This window comes from Candidatus Villigracilis affinis (assembly GCF_016705895.1).
Classification (GTDB): Bacteria; Chloroflexota; Anaerolineae; order Anaerolineales; family Villigracilaceae; genus Villigracilis; species Villigracilis affinis.
On record NZ_JADJKT010000005.1, the window covers coordinates 161,547 to 188,475 of the forward strand.

General features: G+C 51.6%; 29 protein-coding genes and 1 pseudogene. 15 read left to right on the forward strand and 15 right to left on the reverse strand.

Annotation, left to right across the window (positions count from 1 at the left end; all coding sequences use genetic code 11):
* The first annotated feature begins 39 nt into the window (after positions 1-39).
* From IPI86_RS03435 to IPI86_RS03450, 4 genes are all read left to right on the forward strand, one after another.
* Positions 40-2,520: an ATP-binding protein gene (locus IPI86_RS03435; protein ID WP_345296587.1), complete on the forward strand. Its 2,481-nt coding sequence runs from the start codon at positions 40-42 to the stop codon at positions 2,518-2,520.
* A gap of 78 nt (positions 2,521-2,598) precedes the next feature.
* Entirely contained in the window at positions 2,599-3,504 is a 906-nt protein-coding gene (locus IPI86_RS03440) for a quinate 5-dehydrogenase (protein WP_345296588.1), read from the forward strand.
* A 3-nt stretch (positions 3,505-3,507) separates the two neighbouring features.
* Positions 3,508-4,383, forward strand: a complete 876-nt coding sequence (locus tag IPI86_RS03445) for a nucleotidyltransferase family protein (protein ID WP_345296589.1) — start codon at positions 3,508-3,510, stop codon at positions 4,381-4,383.
* Positions 4,380-4,940, forward strand: a complete 561-nt coding sequence (locus IPI86_RS03450; protein WP_345296590.1) for a phosphatase PAP2 family protein — start codon at positions 4,380-4,382, stop codon at positions 4,938-4,940. Before IPI86_RS03445 ends, IPI86_RS03450 begins: the two co-directional genes overlap by 4 nt.
* 137 nt (positions 4,941-5,077) lie before the next feature.
* Here the strand turns inward: IPI86_RS03450 and IPI86_RS03455 are convergent, their stop codons facing one another.
* Positions 5,078-5,782, reverse strand: coding sequence for a queuosine precursor transporter (locus IPI86_RS03455; RefSeq protein ID WP_345296591.1), 705 nt, complete (start codon positions 5,780-5,782; stop codon positions 5,078-5,080).
* A 41-nt stretch (positions 5,783-5,823) separates the two neighbouring features.
* On the opposite strand from IPI86_RS03455, the gene IPI86_RS03460 reads away from it, so the two are divergent.
* Both IPI86_RS03460 and IPI86_RS03465 read left to right on the forward strand, forming a co-directional pair.
* Positions 5,824-6,129: a PPC domain-containing DNA-binding protein gene (locus tag IPI86_RS03460; protein WP_345296592.1), complete on the forward strand. Its 306-nt coding sequence runs from the start codon at positions 5,824-5,826 to the stop codon at positions 6,127-6,129.
* Positions 6,077-6,247 carry a hypothetical protein gene (locus IPI86_RS03465; RefSeq protein ID WP_345296593.1) on the forward strand — a complete coding sequence of 57 codons (171 nt, stop codon included), beginning with the start codon at positions 6,077-6,079 and terminating at the stop codon, positions 6,245-6,247. The genes IPI86_RS03460 and IPI86_RS03465 overlap by 53 nt, the downstream gene beginning before the upstream one ends.
* Here the strand turns inward: IPI86_RS03465 and IPI86_RS03470 are convergent.
* From IPI86_RS03470 to IPI86_RS03480, 3 genes are read right to left on the reverse strand one after another with little or no spacing between them, the layout of a single operon-like run.
* Positions 6,220-7,011 carry an ABC transporter ATP-binding protein gene (locus IPI86_RS03470; protein ID WP_345296594.1) on the reverse strand — a complete coding sequence of 264 codons (792 nt, stop codon included), beginning with the start codon at positions 7,009-7,011 and terminating at the stop codon, positions 6,220-6,222. The genes IPI86_RS03465 and IPI86_RS03470 overlap by 28 nt on opposite strands.
* Before the next feature lie 35 nt (positions 7,012-7,046).
* Positions 7,047-7,883 carry an ABC transporter ATP-binding protein gene (locus IPI86_RS03475; protein WP_345296595.1) on the reverse strand — a complete coding sequence of 279 codons (837 nt, stop codon included), beginning with the start codon at positions 7,881-7,883 and terminating at the stop codon, positions 7,047-7,049.
* Positions 7,871-8,650 (reverse strand): energy-coupling factor transporter transmembrane component T, encoded by a 780-nt coding sequence (locus IPI86_RS03480; RefSeq protein WP_345296596.1) that lies wholly within the window; start codon positions 8,648-8,650, stop codon positions 7,871-7,873. Before IPI86_RS03480 ends, IPI86_RS03475 begins: the two co-directional genes overlap by 13 nt.
* 218 nt (positions 8,651-8,868) lie before the next feature.
* Between IPI86_RS03480 and IPI86_RS03485 the strand changes: the two genes are divergently transcribed.
* Together IPI86_RS03485 and IPI86_RS03490 are read left to right on the forward strand one after the other, a co-directional pair.
* Positions 8,869-9,738: a hypothetical protein gene (locus IPI86_RS03485; RefSeq protein ID WP_345296597.1), complete on the forward strand. Its 870-nt coding sequence runs from the start codon at positions 8,869-8,871 to the stop codon at positions 9,736-9,738.
* Positions 9,739-9,791: 53 nt separating this feature from the next.
* The gene (locus IPI86_RS03490; RefSeq protein WP_345296598.1) at positions 9,792-10,502 is read left to right on the forward strand and encodes a hypothetical protein; all 711 of its coding nucleotides are present in this window, start codon (positions 9,792-9,794) and stop codon (positions 10,500-10,502) included.
* A gap of 63 nt (positions 10,503-10,565) precedes the next feature.
* On the opposite strand, the gene IPI86_RS03495 is transcribed toward IPI86_RS03490, so the two are convergent.
* The 11 genes from IPI86_RS03495 to IPI86_RS03545 all read right to left on the reverse strand — a co-directional run bounded on the left by IPI86_RS03495 (position 10,566) and on the right by IPI86_RS03545 (position 20,458).
* On the reverse strand, positions 10,566-11,255 hold the full coding sequence (locus IPI86_RS03495; RefSeq protein WP_345296599.1) for an ECF transporter S component: 690 nt from the start codon (positions 11,253-11,255) through the stop codon (positions 10,566-10,568).
* An 88-nt stretch (positions 11,256-11,343) separates the two neighbouring features.
* A complete protein-coding gene (locus IPI86_RS03500) occupies positions 11,344-12,297 on the reverse strand; it encodes a nucleoside hydrolase (RefSeq protein WP_345296600.1) in 954 nt (317 codons plus the stop codon).
* 9 nt (positions 12,298-12,306) lie between these two features.
* On the reverse strand, positions 12,307-13,266 hold the full coding sequence (locus IPI86_RS03505) for a nucleoside hydrolase (protein ID WP_345296601.1): 960 nt from the start codon (positions 13,264-13,266) through the stop codon (positions 12,307-12,309).
* Between the two features lie 84 nt (positions 13,267-13,350).
* A complete protein-coding gene (gene rbsK / locus IPI86_RS03510) occupies positions 13,351-14,280 on the reverse strand; it encodes a ribokinase (protein WP_345296602.1) in 930 nt (309 codons plus the stop codon).
* 206 nt (positions 14,281-14,486) lie between these two features.
* Positions 14,487-15,692 carry a DNA replication/repair protein RecF gene (recF, locus tag IPI86_RS03515; RefSeq protein ID WP_345296603.1) on the reverse strand — a complete coding sequence of 402 codons (1,206 nt, stop codon included), beginning with the start codon at positions 15,690-15,692 and terminating at the stop codon, positions 14,487-14,489.
* 15 nt (positions 15,693-15,707) lie between these two features.
* Positions 15,708-16,238, reverse strand: coding sequence for a peptide deformylase (def, locus tag IPI86_RS03520; protein ID WP_345296604.1), 531 nt, complete (start codon positions 16,236-16,238; stop codon positions 15,708-15,710).
* Between the two features lie 77 nt (positions 16,239-16,315).
* Positions 16,316-18,130, reverse strand: coding sequence for a cyclic nucleotide-binding domain-containing protein (locus IPI86_RS03525; RefSeq protein ID WP_345296605.1), 1,815 nt, complete (start codon positions 18,128-18,130; stop codon positions 16,316-16,318).
* Positions 18,131-18,142: 12 nt separating this feature from the next.
* The gene (locus IPI86_RS03530) at positions 18,143-18,484 is read right to left on the reverse strand and encodes a hypothetical protein (RefSeq protein ID WP_345296606.1); all 342 of its coding nucleotides are present in this window, start codon (positions 18,482-18,484) and stop codon (positions 18,143-18,145) included.
* Positions 18,471-18,647: a redoxin domain-containing protein gene (locus IPI86_RS03535; protein WP_345296607.1), complete on the reverse strand. Its 177-nt coding sequence runs from the start codon at positions 18,645-18,647 to the stop codon at positions 18,471-18,473. The genes IPI86_RS03530 and IPI86_RS03535 overlap by 14 nt, the downstream gene beginning before the upstream one ends.
* Positions 18,648-18,689: 42 nt before the next feature.
* On the reverse strand, positions 18,690-19,655 hold the full coding sequence (locus IPI86_RS03540) for an NAD(P)-binding domain-containing protein (RefSeq protein ID WP_345296608.1): 966 nt from the start codon (positions 19,653-19,655) through the stop codon (positions 18,690-18,692).
* A gap of 80 nt (positions 19,656-19,735) precedes the next feature.
* Positions 19,736-20,458 carry an SIMPL domain-containing protein gene (locus IPI86_RS03545; protein ID WP_345296609.1) on the reverse strand — a complete coding sequence of 241 codons (723 nt, stop codon included), beginning with the start codon at positions 20,456-20,458 and terminating at the stop codon, positions 19,736-19,738.
* Between the two features lie 155 nt (positions 20,459-20,613).
* Here IPI86_RS03545 and IPI86_RS03550 point away from each other — a divergent pair, with 155 nt between their 5' ends.
* From IPI86_RS03550 to IPI86_RS03580, 7 genes and pseudogenes are all read left to right on the forward strand, one after another.
* On the forward strand, positions 20,614-20,874 hold the full coding sequence (locus IPI86_RS03550; RefSeq protein WP_345296610.1) for a hypothetical protein: 261 nt from the start codon (positions 20,614-20,616) through the stop codon (positions 20,872-20,874).
* Positions 20,844-21,809, forward strand: coding sequence for a DNA double-strand break repair nuclease NurA (locus tag IPI86_RS03555; protein WP_345296611.1), 966 nt, complete (start codon positions 20,844-20,846; stop codon positions 21,807-21,809). The genes IPI86_RS03550 and IPI86_RS03555 overlap by 31 nt, the downstream gene beginning before the upstream one ends.
* A 109-nt stretch (positions 21,810-21,918) precedes the next feature.
* A complete protein-coding gene (locus tag IPI86_RS03560) occupies positions 21,919-22,509 on the forward strand; it encodes a hypothetical protein (protein WP_345296612.1) in 591 nt (196 codons plus the stop codon).
* 354 nt (positions 22,510-22,863) lie between these two features.
* Positions 22,864-24,510 (forward strand): ATP-binding protein, encoded by a 1,647-nt coding sequence (locus tag IPI86_RS03565; protein ID WP_345296613.1) that lies wholly within the window; start codon positions 22,864-22,866, stop codon positions 24,508-24,510.
* Positions 24,511-24,559: 49 nt separating this feature from the next.
* Positions 24,560-25,336, forward strand: a pseudogene (locus tag IPI86_RS03570) (DpnI domain-containing protein).
* A gap of 3 nt (positions 25,337-25,339) precedes the next feature.
* Positions 25,340-25,486 (forward strand): hypothetical protein, encoded by a 147-nt coding sequence (locus IPI86_RS03575; protein WP_345296614.1) that lies wholly within the window; start codon positions 25,340-25,342, stop codon positions 25,484-25,486.
* A 1,074-nt stretch (positions 25,487-26,560) separates the two neighbouring features.
* Complete coding sequence (locus tag IPI86_RS03580) at positions 26,561-26,926, forward strand: type II toxin-antitoxin system VapC family toxin (protein WP_345296615.1); 366 nt, start codon at positions 26,561-26,563, stop codon at positions 26,924-26,926.
* The last annotated feature ends 3 nt before the right edge of the window (positions 26,927-26,929 follow it).

Sequence of the window (26,929 nt, forward strand, 5' to 3'; positions counted from 1 at the left end):
CTCAACAGTTTTGTGTGGAGTGCAATCAGTATCCTTTTAATGATCATCATCATTCGGCTGATCATGGGGAGAGAGAACGGCAGCGTACCCTTGTTGTTATTAACAGGGATCGTGCTTGCCCTGGGAATTGTTCAGGTTACGATCCGACGCGGTTACATTCGCGGCGCGAGTATGTTCCTCGCAGGATCATTATGGGCGGCCATGACCTTCCAGTCATGGGAGGCGGATGGAATTCGCGACGTCGCCATCGTTGCCTATCTTGTGATCATTCTTTTGGCAGGCCTGCTGTTGGGATGGCGTGAAGGATTGTTCTTCGGGGTCATCAGCCTGTCTGCGCTTTGGTTTTTTGCATTCGAAGAAGAGTGGGGACTCCGTATCCAGCATGTGGATACACCGCTAAACATTGCCCGCGACCTCACGGTCATTTTTCTATTTGCGGGCACACTCATTTATCTTTTGATCAACAGTTTAAACCGCAGTCTGTATGATGCACGGTTGGAATTACAGGAACGTTTGCGCGCGGAGCGGAAATTACAGGTACAGGCCGATTATCTCACCGCGTTGAATGAGACCGCCCTGGGCCTGCTCAATCGTTCCGAGTTGAGGCCGCTGCTTGAATCGATCCTTTCGCGAGCCTGCGCCCTGCTTAATACCCAGCACGGGCTGATTGACCTTGTCTTGCCGGATGAATCCGCACTGCGACAGGAACTGGGGCATGGCGTTCTTTCCCGCTACGATGGAAGCCTGACGTACAAAGATGAAGGTGTTACCGGGGGGGTATGGGGCAGTGGAAAGACCCTTGTCGTTCAAAATTATGCAGAATGGGATAACAACCTGCCTGAATTCGTCGATGCCGGTTTCAATGCGGTCATGGGTGTACCTCTCACAGTGGGGAACAAGGTCATCGGTGTGCTGGCCATTTCATTCGTCGAACAGGAACGGGGTTTCACGCAAGAGCATGTCAATTTGATGGAGCGCTTCGCGGCGCTGGCCTCCATCGCCATTGATAATGCCCGTCTCTTTGAGCAGACACAAAAGGAGATCGCCGAGCGGACCCTTGCCGAAGCCGCCCTGCGCTCCAGTGAGGAACGCTTCCGCAAGATCTTTCATGCCAGTCCGGTGGCGATCGTCATCACATCATTGGATAAAGGCATTATCATCGAAGCCAATGAAGCCTACTGGCAATTGTCCGGTCTTGAACCGCATGGAACTGTAGGACGCATGGCTATTGAACTCGGATTGTGGGAAGATGAAGAAGAGCGGCAGGGTTTTGTCGAGAGATTAATAACCGAGCGTTCCATTTATGTTCCGGAGTATCAGTTCACCAATGAATCTGGGGCGTTTTACACGGTGTTGGCTTTCTATGAGTTGGTGACACTCGAAGGGGCCGACTGCATTCTGTCCATGTTCCATGATATTACCGAGCAAAAGAATGCGCGGGAATCTCTGCAAAACAGCGAGGCGCGCACGCGTGCCATTCTGGCATCCATCCCTGATATGATCTTCGAGATCTCGAAGGACGGGATATTCCTCGATTTCATGGCATCCTCTGAGATCACCCCCCTTATGCCGCCTTCACAATTTCTGGGCAGAACCGTGCTGGAACTGTTCCCCCCTGTCATCGCCCAGCAAACCCTGTTCGCGCTTGAGCGCACACTGGCAACAGGTCAATTGCACGCCTTCGAATATGGGATGCCGCCCGGCGAAGAAGTGCAGTTCTTCGAAGCGCGCATCACCGCCATCACATCCGAATCCGCGATCATCATGGTGCGTGATATCAGCCAGCAAAAATATGTGCAGGTCGAGCGCGAAAAGCTCATCAACGAACTGGAAGATAAGAACAGCGAGTTGGAACGCTTCACTTACACCGTTTCACACGACTTGAAATCGCCTCTGATCACAATCAAGGGTTTCCTCGGCTTTCTCGAACAGGATTCCGTCAGCGGGAACACGGCACGGCTGAAACTGGATATTCGCCGCATCGGCGACGCCACCGACAAAATGCAGTTGCTGCTTAGTGAACTGCTCGAGCTTTCCCGCATCGGTCGGCTGACCAGCCCGTATCAGTTCATCAAGGTTGAAGAACTCGTAAATGAGGCAGCTGAAGCTCTGCATGGACGGCTTCATAAAAAAGACATCAAAGTTGAAATACATGATGACCTGCCAACGATCTACGGCGACCGTCAACGCCTGCTCGAGGTATTTCAAAACCTGATCGATAATGCCGCCAAGTTCCTGGAAGACCAGCCCAACCCAGTCATTGAGATCGGCCAAAATGGGTTTGAAAATGAACAGCCGATCATTTATATCCGCGATAACGGCATCGGCATCGACCCAATCCACCACGACCGCATCTTTGGGCTGTTTAACAAATTAGATGCCAGTTCGGAAGGCACCGGTATTGGGCTGGCGCTGGTTAAGAGGATCATTGAAGTTCACAGAGGCAGGATCTGGGTGGAAAGCGAACCAGGACATGGGGCCACCTTCTTCTTCACGCTTCCCAACGGACCTGAATCCTGATCCTGTATTAATGTCATTCTCATGCATCTGACTTCGGGGTATACTCTCGACAACCCATCTATTGAGGAGAAAAACTAAATGAAACGAGCCGTGAGCATCAGTATTGGTTCATCAAAGCGTAACAAGGCTGTCGAAGTGACGTTGCTCGGTGAAAAGGTCAGCATTGAACGCATCGGAACCGATGGGGATATGGAAGCCGCCGCCCTGAAATACAAAGAGATGGATGGCACTGTGGATGCATTTGGTGTCGGTGGAGCCGATCTGGGAGCCATCGTCGACGGAAAATGGTACACCCTGCATTCCGTGACCCCCATGGTACGCTATGTAAAAAAGACCCCGCTGGTGGATGGCGGCGGATTAAAGAACACACTCGAAAATAAAGCCCCCGCATTTCTGGATAAAAAGATCGGCGAATATATCAATTCCCGAGGCCGCAAAGTGCTGGTCACCCTCGGCGTGGACCGCTGGGGCCTCTCCCAGGCCTTTTCCGATGCTGGATACGAAACCATTTATGGCGACCTCATGTTCGGCCTGGATATTCCGATGGCTATTCACAAGCTCAGCCAGCTAAAGATCGTGGCGGCCTTGATGATGCCCATCGCCTCCCGTCTGCCCTTCTCCTGGATCTATCCCACAGGCGAAAAGCAGGAAAAACGCACACCCAAATGGGGAAAGTATTACGCCTGGGCCACCGTCATCGCGGGTGATTGTCACTACATCAAGCGTTTCATGCCTGATGACCTGACTGGCAAAGTGATCGTCACCAACACCACCACCCCGGAAGATGTAGAAGCCTTCCGCAAGGCGGGCGTAAAATATTTGGTTACAACCACCCCAGTGCTGGAAGGCCGCTCCTTCGGCACGAACATGATGGAAGCTGCGCTCGTGGCTGTGGCTGGCAAGGGACGTCCGCTCACATGGCCTGAACTGACCGAACTGCTCGACAAGCTCGGTTTCGAACCTCAATTGCAGGAGTTGAATTAAATTATGGATGCAATCGTAACTGCCGGCGGAGTACCCCTGCCCGGTGATCCTTTATATGTGTATTCCAACGGCAATTCAAAGGCGCTGATTGATATTTCGGGCAAGCCCATGGTCCAGTGGGTTTTGGACGCGCTGGGCGAATCCAAAAAAGTGGACAATGTCATCGTCATCGGCCTTTCGCCCAAAAGTGGACTGACCTGCAAGAAGCCCCTGCACTACATTTCCAACCAGGGCCGCATGCTCGCCAATATCGTCGCAGGCGTGAACAAGTCGCTTGAATTGAACAAAAAGAATGAATACGTGCTGATCGTTTCCTCCGACATCCCCGCCATTAAGGGTGACATGGTGGACTGGCTGATAAATACCAGCATGGAAACCAAAGATGACCTGTATTACGGCGTCTGTCCGCGTGAGGTGATGGAAACACGTTATCCCACCTCGAAACGCACCTATACCAAACTAAAAGAAATGGAATTGTGCGGCGCGGATATCAACGTGATCCACGTCAGCATGACCACCGATCACCTCGATACCTGGGAGCAACTCATCGGCAATCGCAAGAGTCCCCTGCGTCAGGCAGCCGTCATCGGCTGGGATACACTCTTTCAATTAGCCACGCGCCAATTCACCCTGCAAGGTCTCGTCGAACGCGCCTCTCAGCGCATCGGCATCAAAGGCCGCGCCATCGTGTGGGACAAGGCCGAACCATGCATGGATGTGGACAAGCCGCACCAGCTTGAACTGATGCGCGAGGATATCGCCAGTCAACTGCAAAAGGCCGCCAAAGCAGAGAAGAAAGCAGCCACCGCTGCAAAGAAGGTCACCGCCAAGCCTGCCGCTGCAAAACCCAAACCAAAGGCAAAGGCCAACAACAAATGAGTTTTCGGTCTCTTCTCGAACTCGATGCCCGACTCTCCGGCCAAATGCGTGTGGCTGAAAAGCCGGGTTTTTTGCGGAATGTAGCCGCCTTCCTCGCCCACTCCGGCGACTCGTGGTTTTGGTTCGCGGCGCTCTTCATCTTTTGGTTCTTCAGCAATTCATTTTGGAAACAATGGGAAGTCGTTGAATTCTTCGGCATTCTGGGATTGGCTGGCGTAGTGCTCGGAATTAAATTCCTCGTCCGCCGCAAACGACCTGAAGGCGAATGGGGCGGGATCTATCGCAACACCGACCCGCATTCCTTCCCATCGGGACATGCCGCCCGTTCGTTTTTGATCGCCGTCCTCGCCTCGTTTCTTGCCCCGCCCTGGCTTGCTGCTGTTCTTTGGGTTTGGGCGCCGCTGGTGGCTTTGGCACGCGTGGCCATGGGCGTGCATTATCTCTCCGATGTCATCGCAGGCGCAATATTGGGTGTGATCGTTGCATTGATCGGCATGCAGATCTACCAGCCTATGGTGGATTGGTTGGTCTCGCTTACGCATTTCCCGCTCTGGTAATTTTTTCGTATTGAAAACAGAAGCAACTTAACCAAGGTTTTTTAACGCAAAGCCGTCAGGGCGCCAAGGTTTGTTATTCTCCTTTGCGCCTCCGCGCCTTTGCGTTAATGTTTTAATAAATTTTGACGAGTCACATTTTACGCCGCAAACGGATTGAAGTTCGTATCGCGGTCGTAATAATCTTCATTCTCCGCCCGCTTCAAAGCGCGGACAACGATATAGGTCAGCGGGGTCATCAACACTTCGACCAACACTTTGAAAAGATAATTTGTCACCGTCAGCGTGAGGAAAAGACTCCACGGGAAAACGCCAAAAGCGGTTGCCACCACGACGAAAATAACGGTGTCCATCATCTCGCCCACCAATGTGCTTCCGATGGTGCGCATCCATAACCAGCGGCCATTCGTCCACACCTTCATCTTTGCGAGGATGAAGGAATTGCTGAATTCACCCAGCCAAAATCCCGCAAGGCTGGCGAACAGGATTCCTCCGCTGCTCATCCCACCGAGAATGGATTGATACGCCGCATCGCCTGCGTATCCCTGCCAGGTGACTTCACCCGGCAGACGCCCCACAACCCAAAACACAAACGCCGCCAGCGCCAACGAAAAGAACCCCGTCCAGATCACACGCCGTGAGCGTTGATAGCCATAGACCTCGGTTAGAATATCGCCGAAGACATAACCGATCGGGAATAGAATCGTGCCAGCGTCGAAAGCCATTGGAATGCCGAAGATGCCAAAACCAAAATCCACGATCTTGGCCGAAGATGCGACATTGCTGGTCAACAGCACAGCGATGAACACACCGAGAATGATGTCGAAGTAACGATAAGATTTCATATCCGCGATTTTACCTTTGAAGCCTGCCAAAAGGAGTACCAATGAAAGCTCACACCTTCCGCCTCAAACCCGCTCAGGATTTATTTGACTCGATCGAAGAGTTCGCCAAACAAAAGAATATTCAAGCAGGCTGTGTACTTTCTTCTGTAGGCAGCCTCACACATGCCACCTTGCGTCTCGCGAATCGCAGCGATTACAACGAGTACGATGGCCATTTCGAGATCGTCTCGATGACCAGGCACAGTTTCGATTCACGGGTCACACATCCACGTGGCGATCTCCGATGGCGATGGCGTGACCATCGGCGGGCATCTCGTCAGCGGGTGCAAAATTTACACCACGGCTGAGATCGTCATCGCTGAATTTGAAGATGTGATTTACAAGCGGGAATTATTGCAAAACGATTCGGGGTATGAAGAATTGGTGGTTTACAACGCTTACAATGAATTCAAAAACTCTTCCTGATTTCTCACGGTCTCTTTCAACCCCAGCCGTTTCCCCAACCTCGTCAACTGCGGCGGATCGACATAAGTCTGCGCGAGAATTTCTTCCTGCCCCAATACCTCACGCGCGGGGCCATCAAGCAGCACCTGTCCCTTTGAAAGCGCGATGACACGCTCAAAATTCTCGGCGCAAAAATCAATATCGTGCGTAATGGTGATGACGGTCTTGCCTTCCTTTTTCAACTCGGCAATCACATTCGCGATCCGCGCCACGTTGACGGCATCCTGTCCTGTCGTCGGTTCATCGAAAATGACAATGGGCGTATCCATCGCGATGATCGAAGCCAGCGCCACCATCTTGCGCCACGTCGGCGAAAGGTCATAAGGATTGGTTTCGGTCTTGTCATTCAACTCGGTCAACGACAGCGCCCGCTTCACCAATTCATCGATCTTCTCTTTTGCATATTTCAAATTCTTCGGCCCAAACGTGACCTCGGTGAGGACATCGCGTGAAAACAATTGCTCATCGGGATTTTGAAACACATACCCGACTCGCGACGCGAGTTTCGCCACCGAATATTTTTTCACATCCCAATCCCCGATCAAAACGGACCCGGAAGCTGGTTGCAACAACCCATTGAAGTGTCTCACGAGAGTGGTCTTCCCCGCGCCATTCTGACCGACAATGGCAACCTGCTCGCCCGCTTCGATGGTGAGTGAAATCCCTTTCAAGGCTTCGAGGCCTGTGGGATAGATAAAACGAAGGTCTTTGATTTCGATTTTCATTGATTATCCCGTTGGGGCACAGCGGCGCTGTGCCCTTACGAAAACCCTTCCACAGCCTCATCCAATGTGACGGGCAGATTTTCTTTTTTCCAAATTCCGCGTTTCTTTGCCTCACGCGCCGTGGACGTGTAGCGCGAAAGCCCGAATCCATTTTCAGCGAGCAATTCAGAGGTGAGCACTTCGTTCGGTTTGCCTTCGAGCAGCACACTGCCGTCTTTGAGCGCGATGACTCGGTCTGCGAATTCTGCGATCCATTCCACTTTGTGTTCCACGAGGACGACGGTCATGCCTTCTTCGGCCATCTTGCGGATCGTGCCGAAGACTTCGCGTGTGCCGATGGGGTCCATTTGCGAGGTCGGTTCGTCGAGGACGAGCAGCTTGGGTCGCATGACCAGGATCGAGGTCAGAGCGACGCGTTGTTGTTGTCCGCCAGAGAGTGAATAAGGTGAGCGATCTGCCAAATCGCGGATTCCTGTCAGGGCCATGGCATCCTCCACGCGGCTTTTCATTTCTTCGCGCGGCACGCCGATATTTTCCAGCCCGAATGCGATCTCTTCGAAGACTGTATATTTCGCGCCCGAAATTTGGTTGAAGGGATTTTGAAACGCGAGGCCCACGTTCAAGACCCACTCATCAAGCGTGGACTTGCTGGATTCTTTGCCAGCCACTTCCACGGTGCCGCTCATTTCGCCTTTGAAAAAATGCGGCGCGAAACCCGCCAGCGTATAACAAAGCGTGGACTTGCCCGCGCCGTTCGGCCCGACGATCGCGACGAATTCGCCTTCGTTCACCTGCAAGTTGACATTTTGCAGCGCGGGCGTTTTCGTGAGCGGATATTGATAGGTGACGTTTTGAAGGTTTACGAAGGCCATAGGTTTGCCGCAATGGAAAGAATGACGAGCATGAGAAGCGCCCACCGAATCGTTTTCTCGAACGATGGGTCGGGGATTTCGTGCAGGGAGGTCTTGCTGTTTTTGGAGGTAAAGCCGCGCGCTTCGATGGCGATGGCGCGTTCTTCCACTTCAACCAATGACCCAAACACCAGCGGACCCACGAGCGGCAGAACCGAGCCAGCGCGTTTGAGGAAGGTGCTTTCGGTATCCAACCCGCGTGAGCGCTGGGCGGCGATGATGGTCTGCGCTTTGGCCTGCATTTGCGGAAGGATTTGCAGCGTGGAAATGATGACGTAGGCAAATTGCCCCGGCAATCCGCGCCGCGTGAGATCAGACATCAACTCGCTCGGATGCGTGGTCAGCAAAAACAAGGTGAATGCCGAGATCATCACAAAGACCCGCATGGCGTTCCGAAACGCAAACATCAGGCTTTCCTGTGTGATATCGAGGAAATAGAATTTAAAGATGACTTCTTCACCGATGGGTTGAAAGAAGGCCTGCATCAAAAAAAGAAAGCCAGCCGCGGGAAGGATCAGGCGCGTGGCGGCTTTGAAAAATTCAGGGAAGACCCTGCCCAATCCGCTTAGCGGAATGACGGCCAAGAGCAACACCACATGCGGAGTCCAATACCAGGGACTGGTGAACGAGATCAGGATCAACGCAAGGATCAAGGTCAGTTTCGTCAGCGGATTCAAACTGTGAATGACGCTGTCCCTTTTGATGTGGAAGGAAAGTCTCTCATGCATAGGCGTGGATTATACCCATTCTGGTGCTGAGTAAACGACAAAACCCCATGTCACTCTGAGGGAGCGTTCTCTGCGACCGAAGAGTCTTGTAATATTGGGGGAGAGACCCTTCGCTCAGGGCGACGTTTTAGATAAATGGCCGCCGCGTGACACATGTCACTTCACCGTAAAGTGATTCCCCTTATAATGAAAATGAACCGAAGGGAGATTTCAATCCAATGCAAATTCTCAAAGACAAAAAACTCTTGCTCATAAAATTACTGACGGCTGTTTTCCTTGTGTTCATGTGCTGCGCCTTGTCGAAAGAAGCATTTCTTTGGAAGGTATGCAATGAGCCAGATCGTGGCCCATTGGAAGAACTGATATTTTGGGGTCAATGTGAGCAACAAAAAGAGACACTGTTTCTGGAAACATGTGAGGAATTTGACCGCAACCTGCCGCCCAACACCGAACTTCTTGTTTCCGCCTGTACGAGTCCCCATGCAATTGGCGTGTCTGATGGAAAGATATTATTTGTGCGTGAAGAAAAGACAGGGAAAATTTACCTACTGGATTTAAGCACTGGAGAAAAGAAAGATATCCCCATTGATCGGCTTATTCTTGATCGCGGAATATTTCTAAGCTCCGAATTGATTTGGATGCAAGGCAGTCTGGTAGGACCAGAAGATCCAAATTACAGACCTCACTATGTTTTGGATCTGATCGATGGACAGCGTTACGAGTTACTCGATTTGACATGGTTTCCACGGTTGGAACAAGGCAAGTTTGACCCGAAATATTACGCATATTTTCAATCTGCAGAACAGGTTTTTATAGATCACGATGAATATAGCGCAATTGCTTTGGCCCCTGATTTCCGCCACCACCCTGAAGGGAATGTAATCCTTTCCGAATTTGCGATTGGTGATACCACAACAATGAGCGACAACGGCAAATTACTGGAACAACTGATGAAAGATCTGGGGGTAAGCTATCAAGTTGTGGATTTCGCGGGTTCTTACACAAATCCAGATGTCCCATCTCCACAGGTAAGTATATTGCCAGTGGTCATGACAATAACATTTACCTTTCTGGAACAGATGCGCTGATACTTCGCACCTCGACCTCGTATTTCATAGGTTGGTATTATGATGAAAGCGGGGTGATAATTCAAGAAGAAGCCGCTTATTTAGAACCTGCTTTTTTCCCTGAAAGCAGACGGGGGTTTCCAGTCGAACACCCCATTCTCAAATTGAGCATGCCTGAGCGTGAACACATCGTAAAAGTACAAAGTACGGCTGCCGTAGTTCAGACACGCACTTACCTTACAATGGAAGCCATGCCTACTGCCACACCAACCATCACGCCGACGGTCACCTACACACCAACAGCAACCATTGTGTACCCAACCCCATCGCCCTATCCGACACAAATACGTTTTCCCGTCACCACACCAGATCCAATTCAACTGGAGAGATGGAAAGAGTATGAAATTGCCCTGGCGCAGAGCCTTCTGCCAGAATTGCCACAGGAATTTGTTTTGTGCGAATGGGTTATTTTAGGGGGAGACGGACAGGATTTATATGTAATGGCAGTGTGCGGCAATTCTAGTGTGTATGCAACGGCACCAGCGGTGATGCATCTGGACGAAAATAAATCCATCCAAAACGTGGAGATTGTCCAATACGACTCAATGCGTGATGTAAATATCCAGCGTTTATTCCCAGCAGAAGTGCAAAAGATAATTTACAGCGAAGCAACGAAATTAATTCGCAAAGAATTGGCAGCACATCTAAATCAGAGATTATCGTATCTGGAGAGACTGCCGTCGATTGTTCTTTGGGCAACACCACTGCCAACAAACCTTCCGTGAATCCCTAAAACAAAAAGAGACCGAGCCTTTCGCCCGGTCTCTTTTGAATGTCATTGCGAATAGTTATCCGCCCAAAATATTGCGGAGCATGAACGCTGCGAACAGCACCAGCAAAACGACAACGCCGACGGCGATGTACAACTGGTTCTTGCTCGCGCCGCCTTCCGCTTCCACCTGACTGGCTTTGGGATAGCCGCCGATGGTGCGCTTGGGCAGGCCCTGAATGATGGCAAAAGCGATCATGGCTGTGGTGATCTTGTCCACGGGCTCGGTCAGGAAGCTGGTGCTAACCACAGCCGACCAAATGCCCTGCCCCGTCTGGAGCAAATACGCGGTGATGAAGGATGAACCGCTGGCAGTAATGCCGCCGAAGAGATACACAGCAATGGGTGTGGAGACGATCGCAGCGGTGAGCGCAACCACAAAGCCGGTCACAACCACTTTCCACCAGGATTTGAAGAAACCCCATTGAGCCATGCGCCCGGCCATGTAACCGATCATCGCAGCCACAGGCCACCAGGGAAGCGCACCGGGGTCAATCGCAACGCCCCAAATGATGTTGGAAAGCGCGCCAGTCAATGCGCCTGCCCACGGTCCGCACAGGGCGGCGACCATCACGGTGCCAATTGAATCGAGGAAGACAGGAAGTTTGAGGACGAGAACGATCTGGCCCACGGCGATGTTAATGCCGATGGCGATGGGGATGAGAACCCACGTCTGAGTATTAAAGTTGTTCTTGATTTTTTCCAACATGATTTCCTCCGAAAAATGTGAAATGGATCGTCGTAATGATGATAACACTTTTCAATCCCAATGGTCACGAAAATCTGTAACGCAAAATTTATCTTGCACTCAACGACTCCGCCAGTTTTTCCATCCGCTCCAAAAACAGTTCCATGAACATGCGCGGACGAACCCCAAGCGCCACTTTCATATTCGGTTTCTTCTTTTCGTAATTATAAAAATCAGCGAACGTATTTCCCAGCCCAACGCCTGTCGAAATATCCACATCCACATAAAGAGATTCGTAATCGCAGATCTCGGGCATGAAGGTCAACGCCAGTGTCATCGGGTCGTTGATCACACAGCCATCGATCTTTTGATATTCATCGTGAAACTCCATGTAAAAACGGGTTGCATCTGCAATGAACTTCGTGATCGGCGAATCGATCTTCAACAGCCTGTCCAAATCCTCTTTCAGAAAAATACATTGATACGTCACATCCAGCGGCGTGAGGATCATCGGCATGCCCGAATGAAAAACGATGTGCGCGGCATGCGGGTCCACAAAGGTGTTGTACTCCGCCAGCGGCGTGGTATTGCCCTGATGCCGAATCGCCCCGCCCATGATGAAGACCTCCTTCACCTTCTCCACAATGCGCGGCTCCTTGCGAATCGCCATGGCGACATTCGTCAGCGGACCGATTGCCACCAACGTGACTTCCTCCGCCGACGACATGATCCTCTCGATGAGGAAATCGCTTCCGTGCTTAAGCTGGGGCCTGCCCAGCGGTTCTGACAGTTTTGCGTAGCCCAGGCCGCTGTCGCCGTGAGTCTCCGGGCTGAGCAGGGATGGCTGTACAAGCGGCAATTCACAGCCCGCATAAACAGGGATGTTCCCCGCCTTTGCCAGTTCCAAAATTGCCAGTGCATTCCTCGTCACCTGCGCCGTGGATGCATTCCCGTGGATCGTGCTGATTCCATCGAGAACAATTTCGGGCGAGGCCAGAGCGAGCAAGATCGCCAAAGAGTCGTCAATACCGGGGTCAGTGTCTAAAATGATATGTTTTGGCATTCAATTTTCCTATGCTCCGCCGCCGAGAGCAGACAGAGCTTCCATCCTCTCAATAAATAATTCCACAAATTCGCGCCCGCGCACACCGAGGGCAACTTTCACATTCGCGGGCTTCTTCGAAACCTTCATAAAATCGGCCAGCGTGCTCCCCATCGAAACGCCGCCCGAAATATCCACATCCACATAATGATTCTCGAAGGTCAGTAGTTCGGGCGCGATGATCGTCGCCAACGTCAACGGATCGTGCAGCGCACAGCCATTGAAGCCTTCGTATTTCTTGTAAAACTCCATATACACCGCCGTCGCATCGCGAACAAATCGTGCGATGGGCGCATCAATTCTGTTCAAACGCTCCACATCTTCAGAAGTGAGCAGGCATTTGTAGGTCACATCCAACGGGATCAACGTGATGGGAATGCCCGAATGAAAAACGATGTGCGCGGCATGTGGGTCGGCATGCATGTTGAACTCGGCGGCGGGAGTGATATTGCCGCCCGCGCGCAGGGAACCGCCCATGATGACCAATTCCTTCACGGCTTCGGCAAAACGCGGCTCTTTGCGAATGGCCAACGCAATATTGGTCAACGGGCCGATGGGGAAAATGCTGATCTCCTTCGGCTCGGCCAGCACGCGCTGGATCAAATAATCAACGGCATGTTCGTCAACGGGTTTTACTTTGGGGTCAGGCAGGTTTGTATTGCCGATCCCGCCCGTGCCATGCACTGCATCCCCTGATTTGTGCAGTGGAACAAGCAACGGCAGCGAACAGCCCTGCGCCACGGGGATATCCGCCGCGTGAAGGAATTCCAATACAGCCAGCGCATTGCGCGTGGTATTTTCCACATTCGTATTGCCGTGGACGGTGGTCAATGCCTCGAGTTGAATCTCCGGAGAGGCAAGGGCGAGGAGCAATGCCAGCGCATCGTCCACGCCGGGGTCGGTGTCTATAATAATTCGTTTTGGGTTCATGTAATTTTCCCCGTCATTGCGAGGAGGGCGATAGCCCGACGAAGCAATCTCTGTCATCGCAATGAGATTGCTTCGAGCGGAAGATCACTGCTCTCGCAATGACATAAAGGTTTCCACTTCGTCTTTTGTGGGTAATGATGGTTGTGCGCCGAACTTGGTTGCAGCGAGCGCCCCACATGCATTGGCATGGCGAACGGCGTCTTTGAGTTCAAGTCCGCGCAGCAGGGATGCGGCGAATCCGCCGATGAAGGCGTCTCCTGCGGCGGTGGTATCTACAACATCAATTTTATAAGCATCCACTTGTATGACTTGTGTGTTGGATACAACCAATGCGCCCTTGCTTCCCAACGTCACAATGACATTCTCTGCGCCGCGTTTGAGCAGGGCTTTTGCAGCCGCTTCAGCAGAGGCGATGTCTTTGACCTCAAGTCCGGTCAACAGGCTTAATTCGGTTTCGTTGGGGATGATGAAGTCTGCAAGGCAGATCAAGTCATCGGGGAGAGTCTGCGCGGGTGCAGGGTTGAGAATGACGCGCGCACCATTCGCTTTGGCAAATTGCGCGGCGTGAAGCACCGTCGGGGTGGGGATTTCCAATTGGAGCAGAATCAGGCTCGGGTTAAGGTCAGAAGCGCGATCCACATCCGCAGAAGAGACGTGCCCGTTCGCGCCCGCCGATAGCACGATGCTGTTCTGCCCGTTCGCATCCACCACGATAATGGCCGTTCCCGTGGAAGCATCATCGCGCTGGATGTTGGAAACATCCACTTGATTTTGCTTAAGGTTTTCGAGCAGGAAATCACCGAAGTTATCCTTGCCCACGCGCCCAAGCATGGCTACGCTGGCACCCTGCCGCGCCGCAGCCACAGCCTGATTGGCGCCCTTGCCGCCGGGAATGGTATGCAAATCATCGCCGCTGATGGTTTCGCCGGGCTGCGGAAATCGCGGCGCACGAACGACGAGATCGGCATTCAACGAACCGATAACGAGAACATCACATTTTGGCATTTCAGACATGCGAGCAATTTTACACTATTGGCATGTTCGTGAATTGATTCGGGTTACAACTTCGTGAAAACTATTAAAAATATAACGCAAAGGCGCGGAGGCACAAAGAAAAATGCCTCCCTGCGTCTTGGCGGCTTTGCGTTAAAGAGAAATGCACATTAGAAGCTTACTTCTTTGCCCCACTGATTCGTCACGCTTGCAGCGTCACCTACTTTCTACTTCCTCGGAATCACCACTCCGCCCTTCACATCCCAAATCTCCGCGCTTTGCGAAAACTCTGGCGCAAAAAGAGTCAAGTCGGTGGTGGTGAACAGCACCTGCGCTTCGGGGCTGACATATTTCAGCAGGTCGGCGCGGCGGCTGATATCGAGTTCGGCCATCACCTCATCAAGCAGGATCACGGGCCATTCGCCGGTGCGGTCCTTCATCCATTCCACTTCGGCGAGTTTGAGCGCCAGCAGAGTGGTGCGGAGTTGTCCGCGCGAACCGTAATCGCTCACATCCGCTTTGTTGATGACGAAGCGCAGGTCATCGCGATGCGGACCGATCGTTGTCACGCCGCGCGCAATCTCTTCACTGCGAATCTGTTTGAGCCGCGCCAAGAATCCATCCTGAATTTCGCTCAACTCAATGGACGAGCGGTCAATGGCGGTATCCAATTTCAAACCCAGCTGTCCATTCGGTTTGGGTAGCGGATCATATGCGGGCTCATAGGCCAGCCGCAGAATTTCCGCACCACGAGTCAATTCATGATGGATGCGCGACGCAAAACGCTCAATCTCCTGAACGGCTTGAATGCGCCACAAAATGATCTGCGACCCGAATTTGACCAACGCTTCATCCCACACCTGAAGCTGGTCGCTGCTTCCGTTGCGTTCGCTCAGCGCCTTGAGCAGTGCATTGCGCTGGGTCAGCGCCTGATTGTATTCGCTCAATACGCGCGCATACGCAGGGACAGTCTGAGCCAGTGCGAGGTTGAGATATCGCCTGCGTTCGTCTGGTCCGCCCTCAATGATCTGCGACATTTGCGGCACGAAGATGACCGCATTGAAATGTCCGATGACATCGCTGGCATGGCGTTTGACCCCATCAAGCAAAATCTCTTTGCGGAGTCTTTGTCCGTTTACGCCAGTAGGTTCGAGGATCAGCCGCGCTTCGAGGTGATGTTTGGATTTTCCGCGCTGATAATCCGCCACGAGACGGGTCACCGCCAGCGGATTCTTCGCTTCGTGAAAATTGACGATCTGCCGGTCCACGTGGGTTTGGAAGGAGGTGAATGCCGCCAGAAAATAGATCGCTTCAAGCACGCTGGTTTTTCCCTGCGCATTGCTCCCTACCAACACAATTGCCCGCCGTGGAAGTTCAGCATCCAGGCGGGTGAGACTGCGAAAGTTGGTGAGGGAGAGGTGTTTTAGGTACATTGGGGCAGAGAAATGCTAATCGAGCGGAACTTCGTCCTCGTCTTCTCTCGGCTTCCATACGCGGGTGGCGCGGTCGGTGAAGAGAACACCATTCAGGTGGTCGATCTCGTGCTGAAAAATGCGCGCCATCCAGCCATCCACTTTGAGTTTGACGGGGCTGCCGTGGCGGTTGAGCGCCTTCACTTGAATCGACTCGTGACGCTCCACCTCACCCTGCAAGCCGGGAATGGAAAGACAACCCTCGATACCCATCACTTTTTCTTCGGAGGTTTTGATGATCTCAGGGTTGATGATGACGTACAACTTCTTCGGCTTCGGAGGCGCGTCTTCATTTTCCTCTTCGTCTTCATCTTCGTCATATTCGATCACGGCCAGTTGCTGCGAAATGTTCACCTGCGGAGCGGCCAGCCCCACGCCCGGTGCTTCGCGCATGGTTTCGATCATGTCATCGATGAGTGTTTGCAATTCCTTGTCGAATTTCGTCACAGGTTTTGCCTTGCGCCGCAACACCGGCTCAGGCAGGAATACGATTTCTCTTAACGCCATACTTCTTGTTCCTTTTTAATTTGGCGGGCTACACACCCGCCCTGCAATTTGGAGCGGAATGATACCTGCAATGCGGTTTATTCGCCACCGCCACCGGCACTATCCGCCCCGCCCATATCCTGCTCGTTTTCCTCGGCAGCCATGTCGTCCATTCCGGACGGATTGAATTTTGTAAACTGATTTGTGGATTCAGCATCTTCCTTGACCACTTTCACCGGCGCGGTGAATTCATTGATGTTTTGATGATATGCCGCCAGCCAGGTGGCGAAACGTTCACGGTCATCCTTGCCAGCATCTTCATTCTTTTTGGAAATACGCGCCGAACGTCTGCGGTTGATATCGGCCTGCACACCGGCCGGGTCGATCACATCTTCGAAGGCCAGTTGATTGCCGCCCACCGAAATATTGACCGTGCCATAGTTGAAAATATTGGCGATCAAGCCATCCCGTTTATAGGATGTACTCAAAATACTTTCGATCTGCGCGGAGCGGCGTTCCTCCTTGCCAAAGGGCTTGCGGTCAAGGTCAACGATCTCATCAGAGGTCACTTTGAAGATATCGTTCTTCCAGTCGGTATATTCGTACCACAACCAGAAACCGATGGGCAGCATCAGCACGGGAATGGTCAAAAGAAGCGTATCGGGTCTGAGCGCGCCATTGGCATTCGGCCTCATAAAGGATGCGGTCGGCGAGGAAGCAAAATACCAGATGCGGGCAAAGAACACAACAATCACGCCGAACGTGGTCAACAACGACCGCCAGCCTCTTTGCAAATATACGATCCAATGCTTGCGATAAATGACGGTGGCGCCTTCCTCCACACGCAATTTGAACAATGCAGAAAGTGCAAGGATCCAATAAGGCGTCTTTGCGATCTTATCCTGATCTTCGGGCACCACGGGCGCAAGTTCCACCTGCGGACGTTTATCCAAAGGCAAACCCAGCTTTTGTTTGATGGTGTCTTTCATCACATCCATCTGGCTGCGGGTGGTGATGGCCTTCGTACGCTCCCAATATTCGCGGATCATATCGGCGGCCTGATTGGGATGGTCGACGTAATCGAATTCAAGTCTGCTGACGAAAGTACGCACGATCACATTGCCATAATCAAGTACACGCCCGATGGCGTCCGTCTCAACACCCACTGAAAGGATCGTACCCAGCGGAGCCTCTTCACGGCTGTCATACAAACCAATCACCTTCTCCAGCCAGATGACACGCTGATTGGTGACGATGTAATAATCGTTGCTCCAATCAATGGCATTCCATATCCCCCAGCCAAGAATTCCGACCAAAGCCACCACTGCCAGCGCGTAGGGAGTTGTGGCGGCAGTAACGACTCCCAGCCCGAACAATGTCGCAGGGATCGCCAGCGCCAGCACCGGGTACACCAGCGCCTGATACAACTTCAGCTTATGTCTGCGGGCGATGAAATAAATAACTTCATTCTTGCCAAGCCACTTGAAACGGGTTGAGCGCGCCAGTTTACGGCTCTTGATCGCCACTCTGAAATTCGGTTTCAGGACTTCATAGCGGGCAAGCAATTTCTCGAACTCATCCCGCGAAAGAAAAAACAAGGTGCAACTTTCCAAGGCTGTGATGGTAGCGGAACGATTTCGGTTTTCGAACAAGGCTTCTTCACCAAAATAATCACCAGGAGTCAGCCACGCCAGAAAATCTTCACCCACATCGCGCGGACGAGTCACCTTCACCCTGCCCTTGAAAATCATGTAAAAGCCGTCGGGCTTGTCGCCGCCCTTGAAGATGACATTTCCCGCAGAAAATTCACGCTCGACAATTTTTTGCCCAATGCCAGATAAATGCTCCTCCTTCAACCCATTGAAGAGGTGCATCTTATCCAAAAACATTACGCGCTGCTTGAGTTCGATCACGTTTTGATTCTATCAAATTTCGCGGACAATGGTGCATCCATAAGCGGGGGATTCCGCCAGCGCAGGCAACTGCCCATTAAGCAGAGACTCAACCGCCAGGTCCAAATAGAAGCGGGTCGGGATGCGATTCCGAAATGTGAAATCATCCACCGATCCACGGTAGCGAAGGATTCCCTCCCGGTCAATGACAAACACATGCGGAGTGGTTTGCGCCTCAAACAGGTCTGCCACGCGGCAATTCGCATCCAACAGGACCGTGGGCAGGCGGCGGGCATCAGCGGCAGTTTTCAACGCCTCAACATTCTCGCTTCGATTCGACGCAATGGACAGCATCACAACGTCACGCCATTGCATAAGCATCGCCATGATCGATCGCCTTGTCCGTGCGCTCCGAATGCGGACACTCACACGACCAAAAATTGACGATGACAATCCTCCCGCGATAGTGACTCAAGCGGTGAAGATTGCCATCGAGGTCGGGTAGTTCAAAATCGGGAGCGGACTGATTAATTTGCATTTTGGCTTTCGGGGTGCGACGCACTCGTAGTCACTCAAATTATTAATCCAAAATTCCTATTCCTGCCAATTTCTCGATCACACCCACCACAGCAGAGTTATCCAATTCACCCATGCCCATGTCGATCATCATTTGATAGAACTTCGTATTCTCCTCGGTGGAAGTGACAGGCACGCCGTATTCCTTTGCGGTATCCAGAACAATATTCATATCCTTCAACTGCATGTACGATTTAAAGCCAGGGTTGCGATTGCCATCAAACAAACGCGGAGGTTTGATATCGAGCGCCCAGCATTGCGCCGCGCCTGCCTTGATCGCATCGACCACTTTGCGCGGGTCAACGCCTGCTTTTTTCGAAAAGACCAGCAGTTCGCCCATCGCCACCATCTGCGCAGCGACCATGATCTGATTAGCGGCCTTCGCCACCTGCCCCGCACCTGCATCCCCAACGTGCGTGATGGTCTTGCCCATCGCCTGCAACACAGGCATCACTTTTTCCAAAGCCCCGGCATCGCCGCCGACCATGATGGTCAGCGTGCCGTTCTTCGCGCCGATGTCGCCGCCAGAAACGGGCGCATCGAGCGAGAAAATTCCTTTTTCCTTCAACTTCTCCGCAACCAAACGCGCCGAGGCAGGCTTGATGGTGGAGTTATCCACAACAATGAGGCCAGCCCGCCCGCCTGCGAGGATTCCGTTTTCGCCGAGCGCCACTTTTTCCACATCGGGTGAATCGGGCAGATTGGTGAAAACCACGTCCACTTGTTCGGCAACTTCCTTCGGTGAATTTGCAGCGGTTGCACCTTCGGCAACCAGTTCATCCACTGCGCCACGCGAGCGGTTGTGTACGACAACAGGAAAGCCCGCCTTGAGAATATTCCGCGCGATGGACTTGCCCATTAATCCGAGACCGATATATCCAACTCTTAACATAAAGAGACTCCTTGAATGAGAATGATGTGGGATTATAACGCGCCCAACCCCCTCCGTCCTAAAGGACACCTCTTCCATTTTCTCGAAAATGGAAGAGGTGTATAAAAGGGAAAACCTGCCCCTTGTTCAGGAGCAGGTTTCGGTTAAGGATGAAGCGATTACTTAATCGAGTAGGTCAGGTTGACGTTGACGGAAACTGTCAACTGGCCAGGCTGGATCGGCACTGCGGAAGCCGCATCGTAAGCTACTCCGCCGCCGCCCTTGCCCATGTCTACGGGGTAGGCGCTATTCTCGTAGAAGTTGATGGTCTGGATCTCGCCGAGTGAAACACCAGCGGCTTCGGCCAATTCCTGGGCCTGAGCTTGCGCATCCGCAACGGCTTTGGTACGGGCATCCTTCAAAGCCTGGGCTTTGTCGGCCACATCGAACTGGATGCTGTTGATGGTGTTTGCGCCCGCGCTGATGGCTGAGTCGAGCAGGTCGCCAAGTCCATCGAGTTCGCGCACGGTGATATAGACGGTGTTATCCACCATGTAAACGGTACCACTGATCGTGCCATCGGGGCCGTATTGCTGCGAAGGCCAGATGCTGAAATTGGTGGTGCGAATGTCTTTTTCATCCACGCCCGATTTCTTGATCGAAGAGATCAGCGAGCTGGTTTGGCCTTTGTTCGCTTCGACAGCTTCAGAAGCGGTTGCGCCTTCCGTGTGAACGCCGATGTAAATGTAGGCGATATCAGGGGTGAGGTTCACTTGTCCGAGGCCATTTACATTTAATGTGCGAGCGGGAGCAGGCGCTTCCTGATTGATCGTGGTGGGGCCACAGGCACTCAGAATGAGAGCGAAGGCCAATACTGCAAATACTAAAAATTTTCTGTTCATTGTTTATCTCCTTAAGTGTTATGTGTCTTTCAGACGTCCCGCCTTCAAAAAAGTTCCCATCTACCGAAAACTAATTTATTTTTAAGGGAGCTGGGGCACTTGTATTTTAGTTCATTTACGACTAAAATTTTGCACAAATGTTCTAATGGAAAACCATGCCAATTAACTATCAGGAAATTTACACGCAGATCAAGCAGGTTGGCTTGGGTGCAAAGGAAAGAAGAAAGAAGAAAGAGGAAGCGCAGGAACTGGCAAAGACCCTGCTCGAAACCTATTCTTCTCAACTGGACTTCCTGCGCTCCAAAGTGGATTCTGCCAAAACAGCGGATGCCAACATTCGTTGCGCTGTCCCGTTGGATGAGGCCCTCGCCTCGCTTCCTACCCGATGCCTGATTCTGTTATTCAATCCACTTTAATTGCTGCTGACGGTTCGCAAGCCATCGCAGACAGGCACAGCACGGTTCAATTTTGCGTCATCAACGTGGGGGCAATTTCACTAAAGCCAAACTCTGGTGAAACCCCAGCCGTGGAAGTGGAAAGCGAGCTTTTCTTCGGCGACGCCATCGAAGAGAACGGACTCACCACCGATGGCGGCGTCGCCCTGCGGCGTGACCTTGCCGAACGCAGCGTCATCGAAAAGATGAGCAAAGGCATGAAAGGCTCGGTCGTTTCATTTACAGACGGCACGCTCGAAATCTTCCGCGCCAAAGATATTGATAATGCCAACATGTACCGCAACACCGTGGACAAGTACATCTCCGTCCTCTCGCGCTTGCAGGGACGCGGCATCATCTCAGCGGGGTATATTGACAAGCCTTCATCTAGTTTGGTTGTGAAATTATTGGAACTGACCCAGATCACCATCCCCGAAGAGATGGAAAAACTGCGTAACGCCCCGCCGCTGAAATACGTCACAGACCGCTGGCTGTTTGGCTACAACAACAAATTATTCCAACTGCTCCCGCCTGGTCATCGTTCGGCGGTGTTCAAGATCCAATCCACTTCCGAAAAAAGCTACAAAGGCGTTTTGGAATTGCACTTCTTCTATCTCAACGTCGGCACGGAGGGACACCCCTGGCCCGTGCGCGTGGAAATTCCGCGCTGGGTGGTGGATGATAAAAAGCAACTGGACTTGCTCCATGCTGTTTTGGTCGAGCAATGCCGCATGATGGGCAGCAAGCCGTATCCGTATCTCTTACACCGTGCGCATGAGACGGCGGTGGTGAAGAATGAAGAGAAGCAGCAGATCGAGCAGATGCTGTCACTGGAATTAAGAAGAAATAGCGAAGACGTGGACGAGGGCTCGAACAAACAGTCCGCGAAGGATTTGAAGGGTAGAACAAGAAGATAACCCTCCGCCTTCGGCACCTCCCCCAAATACGACGACGTATATTTTGGATAAATCCAGAAAGCGTTTCAATGTCGTACCCCTGGGGGAGGGCGGTTTTAGGAGATTTTATATGACACAACCAATCGAGATCGGACGTTTACTGAGCGCAGGGATTTCAGGATTCACAGCGGGCTGCCGTGTGAATCAGTTGAGCGTGCCTTCCTTCGGGGCGCTGGTCCGCGCGCCGCTGGGGGATGGGTATCAGGTGTATGGACTCATCCACGATATTCACATTGACGATGACGGGCTGGTGCGCCAACTGGTGACCGCCGATGGCGTCAGCGAGGAAGTGATGAAGGACAACCGCGAGCGCCGCATTGTGCCCGTGGAAATGTCTGTGCTGGCGGTGGGATATGAGCAGGATGGCAAGGTTCATCATCTGCTGCCGCCGCGTCCGCCGCTGAGCTTGGATGTGATCTATTTGTGCGAGGATAAGGATATGGTACGGTTCACCGAGAAGTTCGGGTATTTCCGTCATATCTTGAATGGCAAGGATGTGCCTGTGGGCGAAGTGCTCGCGGCGCATATTTTGCAGGCGGGGAAGGCGAGGGGAGTGGAAAGTGGAAAGTGGATCGAGTCCGCGACGCAGGAAGTGATTACGTTGCTGCGGGATGATTACCCGACGTTGATGAGGTGTGTGGGCTTGCGGATATTGGAGTAATTAGAGGGGGAAAGGAAAAGGGTAAGAACCCAGGGGGTTTTAACCTTCCGCCGGGGGGTTGATGAAAGTTGGCAAGGCGGTTTTGATGAGCGATCAAGGTGCTACGGTTTAGGACCTGGTTTTTGAGATCGGTTTATCGTCGATGAAACATGTGAGATCCTGAAAAGGTCAAACTTCCTTAGGCGTAAAGAGCGGCTTGCTAGGATTGGTGGGAGAAGCGCAAATGCGGGAATAATCCTGAAAGAGGATATTTCTTTGTGTCCTTAGAACAAAGTAATAAAGAGGTAAATATGCAAATTACAACGAACTCAAATTGGTTATCTCGTCGGCGGCGGACTCAAAGAAAATTTCCGCGTGCGGCTGACGGTTTCTCCGCAGGACATTCAGGAGGGGGCGTTTGTCGTCATCCAGAGCGGACATTGGAATTATTACGGCATTGTGACGGATATCAACCTCGGTGCGACGGACCCGCGTTTTGCGGATGAGCAGACGGAGGTGCGCTTCCCTGCGCATATCGCCAAGGCGCTGCATGGACAGACGTTGTATGCGAACCTTGAGGTGCTGCCGAATCTGATGCTGGAGGTGGGTCCTGAATTGGGCACGCCTGAGTATAAGGATTGGCAGGGAAAAATTGATGCGGGCTTGAAAGATGCGCCGCGCATTTTGCCCGTCAAGAATATTCCTCCGCACCATGCGGTCGTGTCGCTGGCGAATGAGGGCGATATCGCCGAGATCTTCGGTGACCCGAACAAGGAAAGCAATTTTGTCATCGGGTATACGCGCGAGCAGAATCATCCCGTGTGCATTGACTTGGATAAGTTCGTGCAGCGCTCGTCGGGAGTGTTCGGGGCGACGGGCACGGGCAAGTCGTTCCTGACGCGCTTGGTGCTGGCGGGGTTGATGAAGCACAATCAGGCGGCGGTGCTGGTGCTGGACATGCACAACGAGTATGGGTTTGACGATGTGGCGTCAGACACGAAAAAAGCCGTGAAGGGATTGAAGACCCTGTTCAAGAGCGGAGTCCGATGCGTTGGCTTGGGAGCAGGAAGCACCATCAGAGGCAATCAAGTTGACTTTAATTTGGAAATCTCAACGGGAGACATTTCCACATCTGATATTGAAACGCTTTCACGCGAGTTGAATCTGCGCGAGACCACGCCGACGATCTTGAATGCGTTGTATGGCACGTTCAAGGATAAGTGGTTTGCGGCGTTTCGTTCGATGAGCCGTGAGACGGTGATGATCGAAGATGAAAGAGGAAAGACGAAAGAGGTGCCTGCGGAGGGGAGCGTGGCGAAGTGGGCGATGGAGAACGGTGTGAATGTGATGGCGGCGGAAGCGCTTCATGACAAACTGCGACGGCTGTTCAGCCAACCCTATATCGTGGACAACCCTGCAGCGGACTCGGTGGCGCAGATCATCCAGTCGTTGGAGGCGGGCAAGCATGTGGTGCTGTCGTTCGGCGAGCATGAGAGTGACCTGGATTATCTGCTGGTGTCGAATTTGCTGACGCGCAAGATCCGCGCGGCGTGGGAGAAGAAGACGAATGAGTTCCGCACGCACGGCAAAGCGGAGCCGAAGCCGTTGATCATTGTGGTGGAGGAGGCGCATAAACTGCTCAACCGCGAGATGGCGGCGCAGACGACCTTTGCGACCATCGCGCGCGAGCTGCGCAAATATTATGTGACGCTGTTGATCGTGGACCAGCGTCCGTCGCAGATCTATGATGAGGTGATGAGTCAGTTGGGCACGCGCATCAGCGGCTGGCTGGGCGATGACCTGGATATTCAGGCGGTGCTTTCGGGTCTTTCGGGGCGCGACTCGCTGCGCGGGATGCTGGCGCGTTTACAGCCGAAGGAAGAGGTGCTGCTGCTCGGTTGGGGTGTGCCGATGCCGCTGCCTGTGCGCTCACGCCGCTATGATGAGGCGTTTTGGAAGGAGATGAGTGGGGGGGAAGAAGAGCCGCGAGGAGAATTTGAAGGAGTTGGGGTTTGGTGGTAGTGATAAGGTCTTTTATCGAAGGGCACAAAGGTCACGAAGGCTTTTTCTTATGGATTTGATTCTTTCTAAAAATTTGGAAGTGAATATAAAAGCCCAACCCAGAAAATCCGTGTAATGACGGAAGATTGGGTAAATAAGTCGGTGTTTTGCCCAAATTGTGGCAAGGCATTGAATCATTTTGAAAACAATTCACCCGTTGCAGATTTTTACTGCGGCAATTGCAGGGAAGAATATGAATTGAAATCTAAAAATGGAGGACTTGGAAAAAGGTTGTCGATGGTGCGTATTTCACGATGATTGATCGTCTGAAATCAGATAACAATCCCAATTTTTTCTTTTGACTTACGACAAATCCACTTTTGAAATTAGAAACTTCCTAACCATCCCAAAGTACTTTTTTGTTCCATCGATTATTGAAAAGAGAAAAGCACCTGCCGTCACCGCGAGGCGGGCAGGTTGGGTAGGCTGCAATATTGATGTCAGCAATATCCCTGAAATCGGGAAAATCTTTTTTGTTCAAAACGGCGTCGTCAAAAGTAAAGACGAAGTGCTGGAGAAGTGGAGTCAGACCGATTTCGTAAAAACAACTCAGAACATTGAATCAAAGGGCTGGTTGTTGGATGTATTGATGTGTGTCGAGAAAATCAAAAAGGAAGAGTTCTCGCTGGAAGATGTTTACACCTTTGAAGGAGCTTTGAAAGCCAAACATCCATCCAACAACAATGTGAAAGCAAAGATCCGCCAGCAATTGCAGTTTTTACGGGATAAAGGCGTTCTTGATTTTGTAGGTCGTGGTCAATATCGGATGAGGCTGAAAGGGAGATAAATCATGCAAAGATATATTGTCAGCAAGTTTGATGGAAGTACATTTGCGGTCATTGACCAAATAGAAAAGCGTGAAGTCTGCGTTTGCTCGGAATATGACGAAGGAGAAGATGCAAAGAACGAGGCAGAAAATAGCGAAATTGCTGAATGAAAGTGTTTTAGCTTGATAAGTGGGGATTTTATGAGTATTACAAATCAACAGTACATTGATAGAGTCGCTGAAACTTCCATTGGAGCATCTACTTTCGTGGATATCCAGAAGGAACAATTCAAATTATTCGGGAATATCTAAAGACAATAAAACTGGAAGAGTTTAGTGTTAAAAGACGACGATTTCTTTAAAAATTTTAGATAAACACACCATTGTTTTGAGTTAAAAGATCAAAGCGCCTAACTCGAAATCTAAATACTGGGGTTCCCGAAAAGCGTTGAATTTGTTCCTGGGAAGTGTGGCTTATCATTCAGTTCTTCGAAAGAATATCGTCTTGACCAAATAGAGAAGTTTAGAAGTGCCATTAGATAGTCAAGTGGCTAATAAACTGATTTCTCTTTCAGGGAAAAATGATGGTTTTACCCAAGTGGAAGACAATCAAAGGATTGACGCCAGAAAACAGCAAACTGTACCAAGATTTTGCAGATAAATATGCAAAGAAAAAAGGATGTACACGGATACAGTTAGATTTGATTTTTGGCGAAAATGAGAGAACACTGGGATGGATGTCCCAGTGTTTTTATTTGGGTGGGGATGTCCGCGTGATGGGATGTAGGGGCGACCCGTCAGGGCAGATGAGAGAAGTGTCGGGGAAACCGTCCATGCAAGAGGGGATGATGGATGGCGATGGGTGGGTCCGCCCCTACGGATGCAATGGGATGTCAACGAGAGAACGCTGGGATGAATGTCCCAGTGTTTTTGATTTGGGGTGGAGCAAAGGCGGGTATTTGTGTTGCACTGCGCAACCAGATTTGATAGCAATCGGAAAGGATGACCATGAATATTCTTCACGTTCGCAGTGTGCCCGATGATCTTCGCACGTCTGCAAGAATTAGCCCAATCAAAAAATCGTTCTTTGAGCGCCCAGGTGATCATCTTGTTGACGCAGGCAATCGAAGATGAGGAGCGGCGCAAGAAGCAGGCAAAGACGTTGAACTCCATTCGCCGTCGCCGTTTCACGCCTCCTAAGAATGCACCCACCTCCCTTGAATTGTTGAAAGAAGACAGATCTCGATGACCGAGGTTATTTTGCGCTGCGTTTTGGATGCCAGCGTTGGTATAAAACTATTTGTTGAGGAGGAGTTTTCCGACAAGGTTGAACGGCTGTTTTCCAAACTTGCCGAAGACCCACAGGCAGAGATTCATGTTCCTGATTTGTTTTATATCGAATGCGCCAATATCCTGCTCAAATATACCCGCCGTCATAACCGTCCGCTAGAAGATTCGTTGAAAGACATCGCGGATTTGAATGACCTTGCGTTGAAATCCACTTCCACCTCAGAGTTGATGGAAGAAGCCCTTGCGCTTGCCCATGAGAAAAATCTGACAGCATATGACGCTTGTACGCCGTGCTCGCCCGCCGATTGGCGCTCCCATTAGTGA

Bases quoted from the DNA above. Each gene is read 5' to 3' on its own strand.
- IPI86_RS03435 (WP_345296587.1), top strand. From the start codon at position 40: ATGATCATCATCATTCGGCTGATCATGGGGAGAGAGAACGGCAGCGTA.
- IPI86_RS03440 (WP_345296588.1), top strand. From the start codon at position 2,599: ATGAAACGAGCCGTGAGCATCAGTATTGGTTCATCAAAGCGTAACAAG.
- IPI86_RS03445 (WP_345296589.1), top strand. From the start codon at position 3,508: ATGGATGCAATCGTAACTGCCGGCGGAGTACCCCTGCCCGGTGATCCT.
- IPI86_RS03450 (WP_345296590.1), top strand. From the start codon at position 4,380: ATGAGTTTTCGGTCTCTTCTCGAACTCGATGCCCGACTCTCCGGCCAA.
- IPI86_RS03455 (WP_345296591.1), bottom strand. From the start codon at position 5,782: ATGAAATCTTATCGTTACTTCGACATCATTCTCGGTGTGTTCATCGCT.
- IPI86_RS03460 (WP_345296592.1), top strand. From the start codon at position 5,824: ATGAAAGCTCACACCTTCCGCCTCAAACCCGCTCAGGATTTATTTGAC.
- IPI86_RS03470 (WP_345296594.1), bottom strand. From the start codon at position 7,011: ATGAAAATCGAAATCAAAGACCTTCGTTTTATCTATCCCACAGGCCTC.
- IPI86_RS03475 (WP_345296595.1), bottom strand. From the start codon at position 7,883: ATGGCCTTCGTAAACCTTCAAAACGTCACCTATCAATATCCGCTCACG.
- IPI86_RS03480 (WP_345296596.1), bottom strand. From the start codon at position 8,650: ATGCATGAGAGACTTTCCTTCCACATCAAAAGGGACAGCGTCATTCAC.
- IPI86_RS03485 (WP_345296597.1), top strand. From the start codon at position 8,869: ATGCAAATTCTCAAAGACAAAAAACTCTTGCTCATAAAATTACTGACG.
- IPI86_RS03495 (WP_345296599.1), bottom strand. From the start codon at position 11,255: ATGTTGGAAAAAATCAAGAACAACTTTAATACTCAGACGTGGGTTCTC.
- IPI86_RS03500 (WP_345296600.1), bottom strand. From the start codon at position 12,297: ATGCCAAAACATATCATTTTAGACACTGACCCCGGTATTGACGACTCT.
- IPI86_RS03505 (WP_345296601.1), bottom strand. From the start codon at position 13,266: ATGAACCCAAAACGAATTATTATAGACACCGACCCCGGCGTGGACGAT.
- rbsK (WP_345296602.1), bottom strand. From the start codon at position 14,280: ATGTCTGAAATGCCAAAATGTGATGTTCTCGTTATCGGTTCGTTGAAT.
- recF (WP_345296603.1), bottom strand. From the start codon at position 15,692: ATGTACCTAAAACACCTCTCCCTCACCAACTTTCGCAGTCTCACCCGC.
- def (WP_345296604.1), bottom strand. From the start codon at position 16,238: ATGGCGTTAAGAGAAATCGTATTCCTGCCTGAGCCGGTGTTGCGGCGC.
- IPI86_RS03530 (WP_345296606.1), bottom strand. From the start codon at position 18,484: ATGCAATGGCGTGACGTTGTGATGCTGTCCATTGCGTCGAATCGAAGC.
- IPI86_RS03535 (WP_345296607.1), bottom strand. From the start codon at position 18,647: ATGCAAATTAATCAGTCCGCTCCCGATTTTGAACTACCCGACCTCGAT.
- IPI86_RS03540 (WP_345296608.1), bottom strand. From the start codon at position 19,655: ATGGAAGAGGTGTCCTTTAGGACGGAGGGGGTTGGGCGCGTTATAATC.
- IPI86_RS03545 (WP_345296609.1), bottom strand. From the start codon at position 20,458: ATGAACAGAAAATTTTTAGTATTTGCAGTATTGGCCTTCGCTCTCATT.
- IPI86_RS03550 (WP_345296610.1), top strand. From the start codon at position 20,614: ATGCCAATTAACTATCAGGAAATTTACACGCAGATCAAGCAGGTTGGC.
- IPI86_RS03555 (WP_345296611.1), top strand. From the start codon at position 20,844: ATGCCTGATTCTGTTATTCAATCCACTTTAATTGCTGCTGACGGTTCG.
- IPI86_RS03560 (WP_345296612.1), top strand. From the start codon at position 21,919: ATGACACAACCAATCGAGATCGGACGTTTACTGAGCGCAGGGATTTCA.
- IPI86_RS03575 (WP_345296614.1), top strand. From the start codon at position 25,340: ATGCAAAGATATATTGTCAGCAAGTTTGATGGAAGTACATTTGCGGTC.
- IPI86_RS03580 (WP_345296615.1), top strand. From the start codon at position 26,561: ATGACCGAGGTTATTTTGCGCTGCGTTTTGGATGCCAGCGTTGGTATA.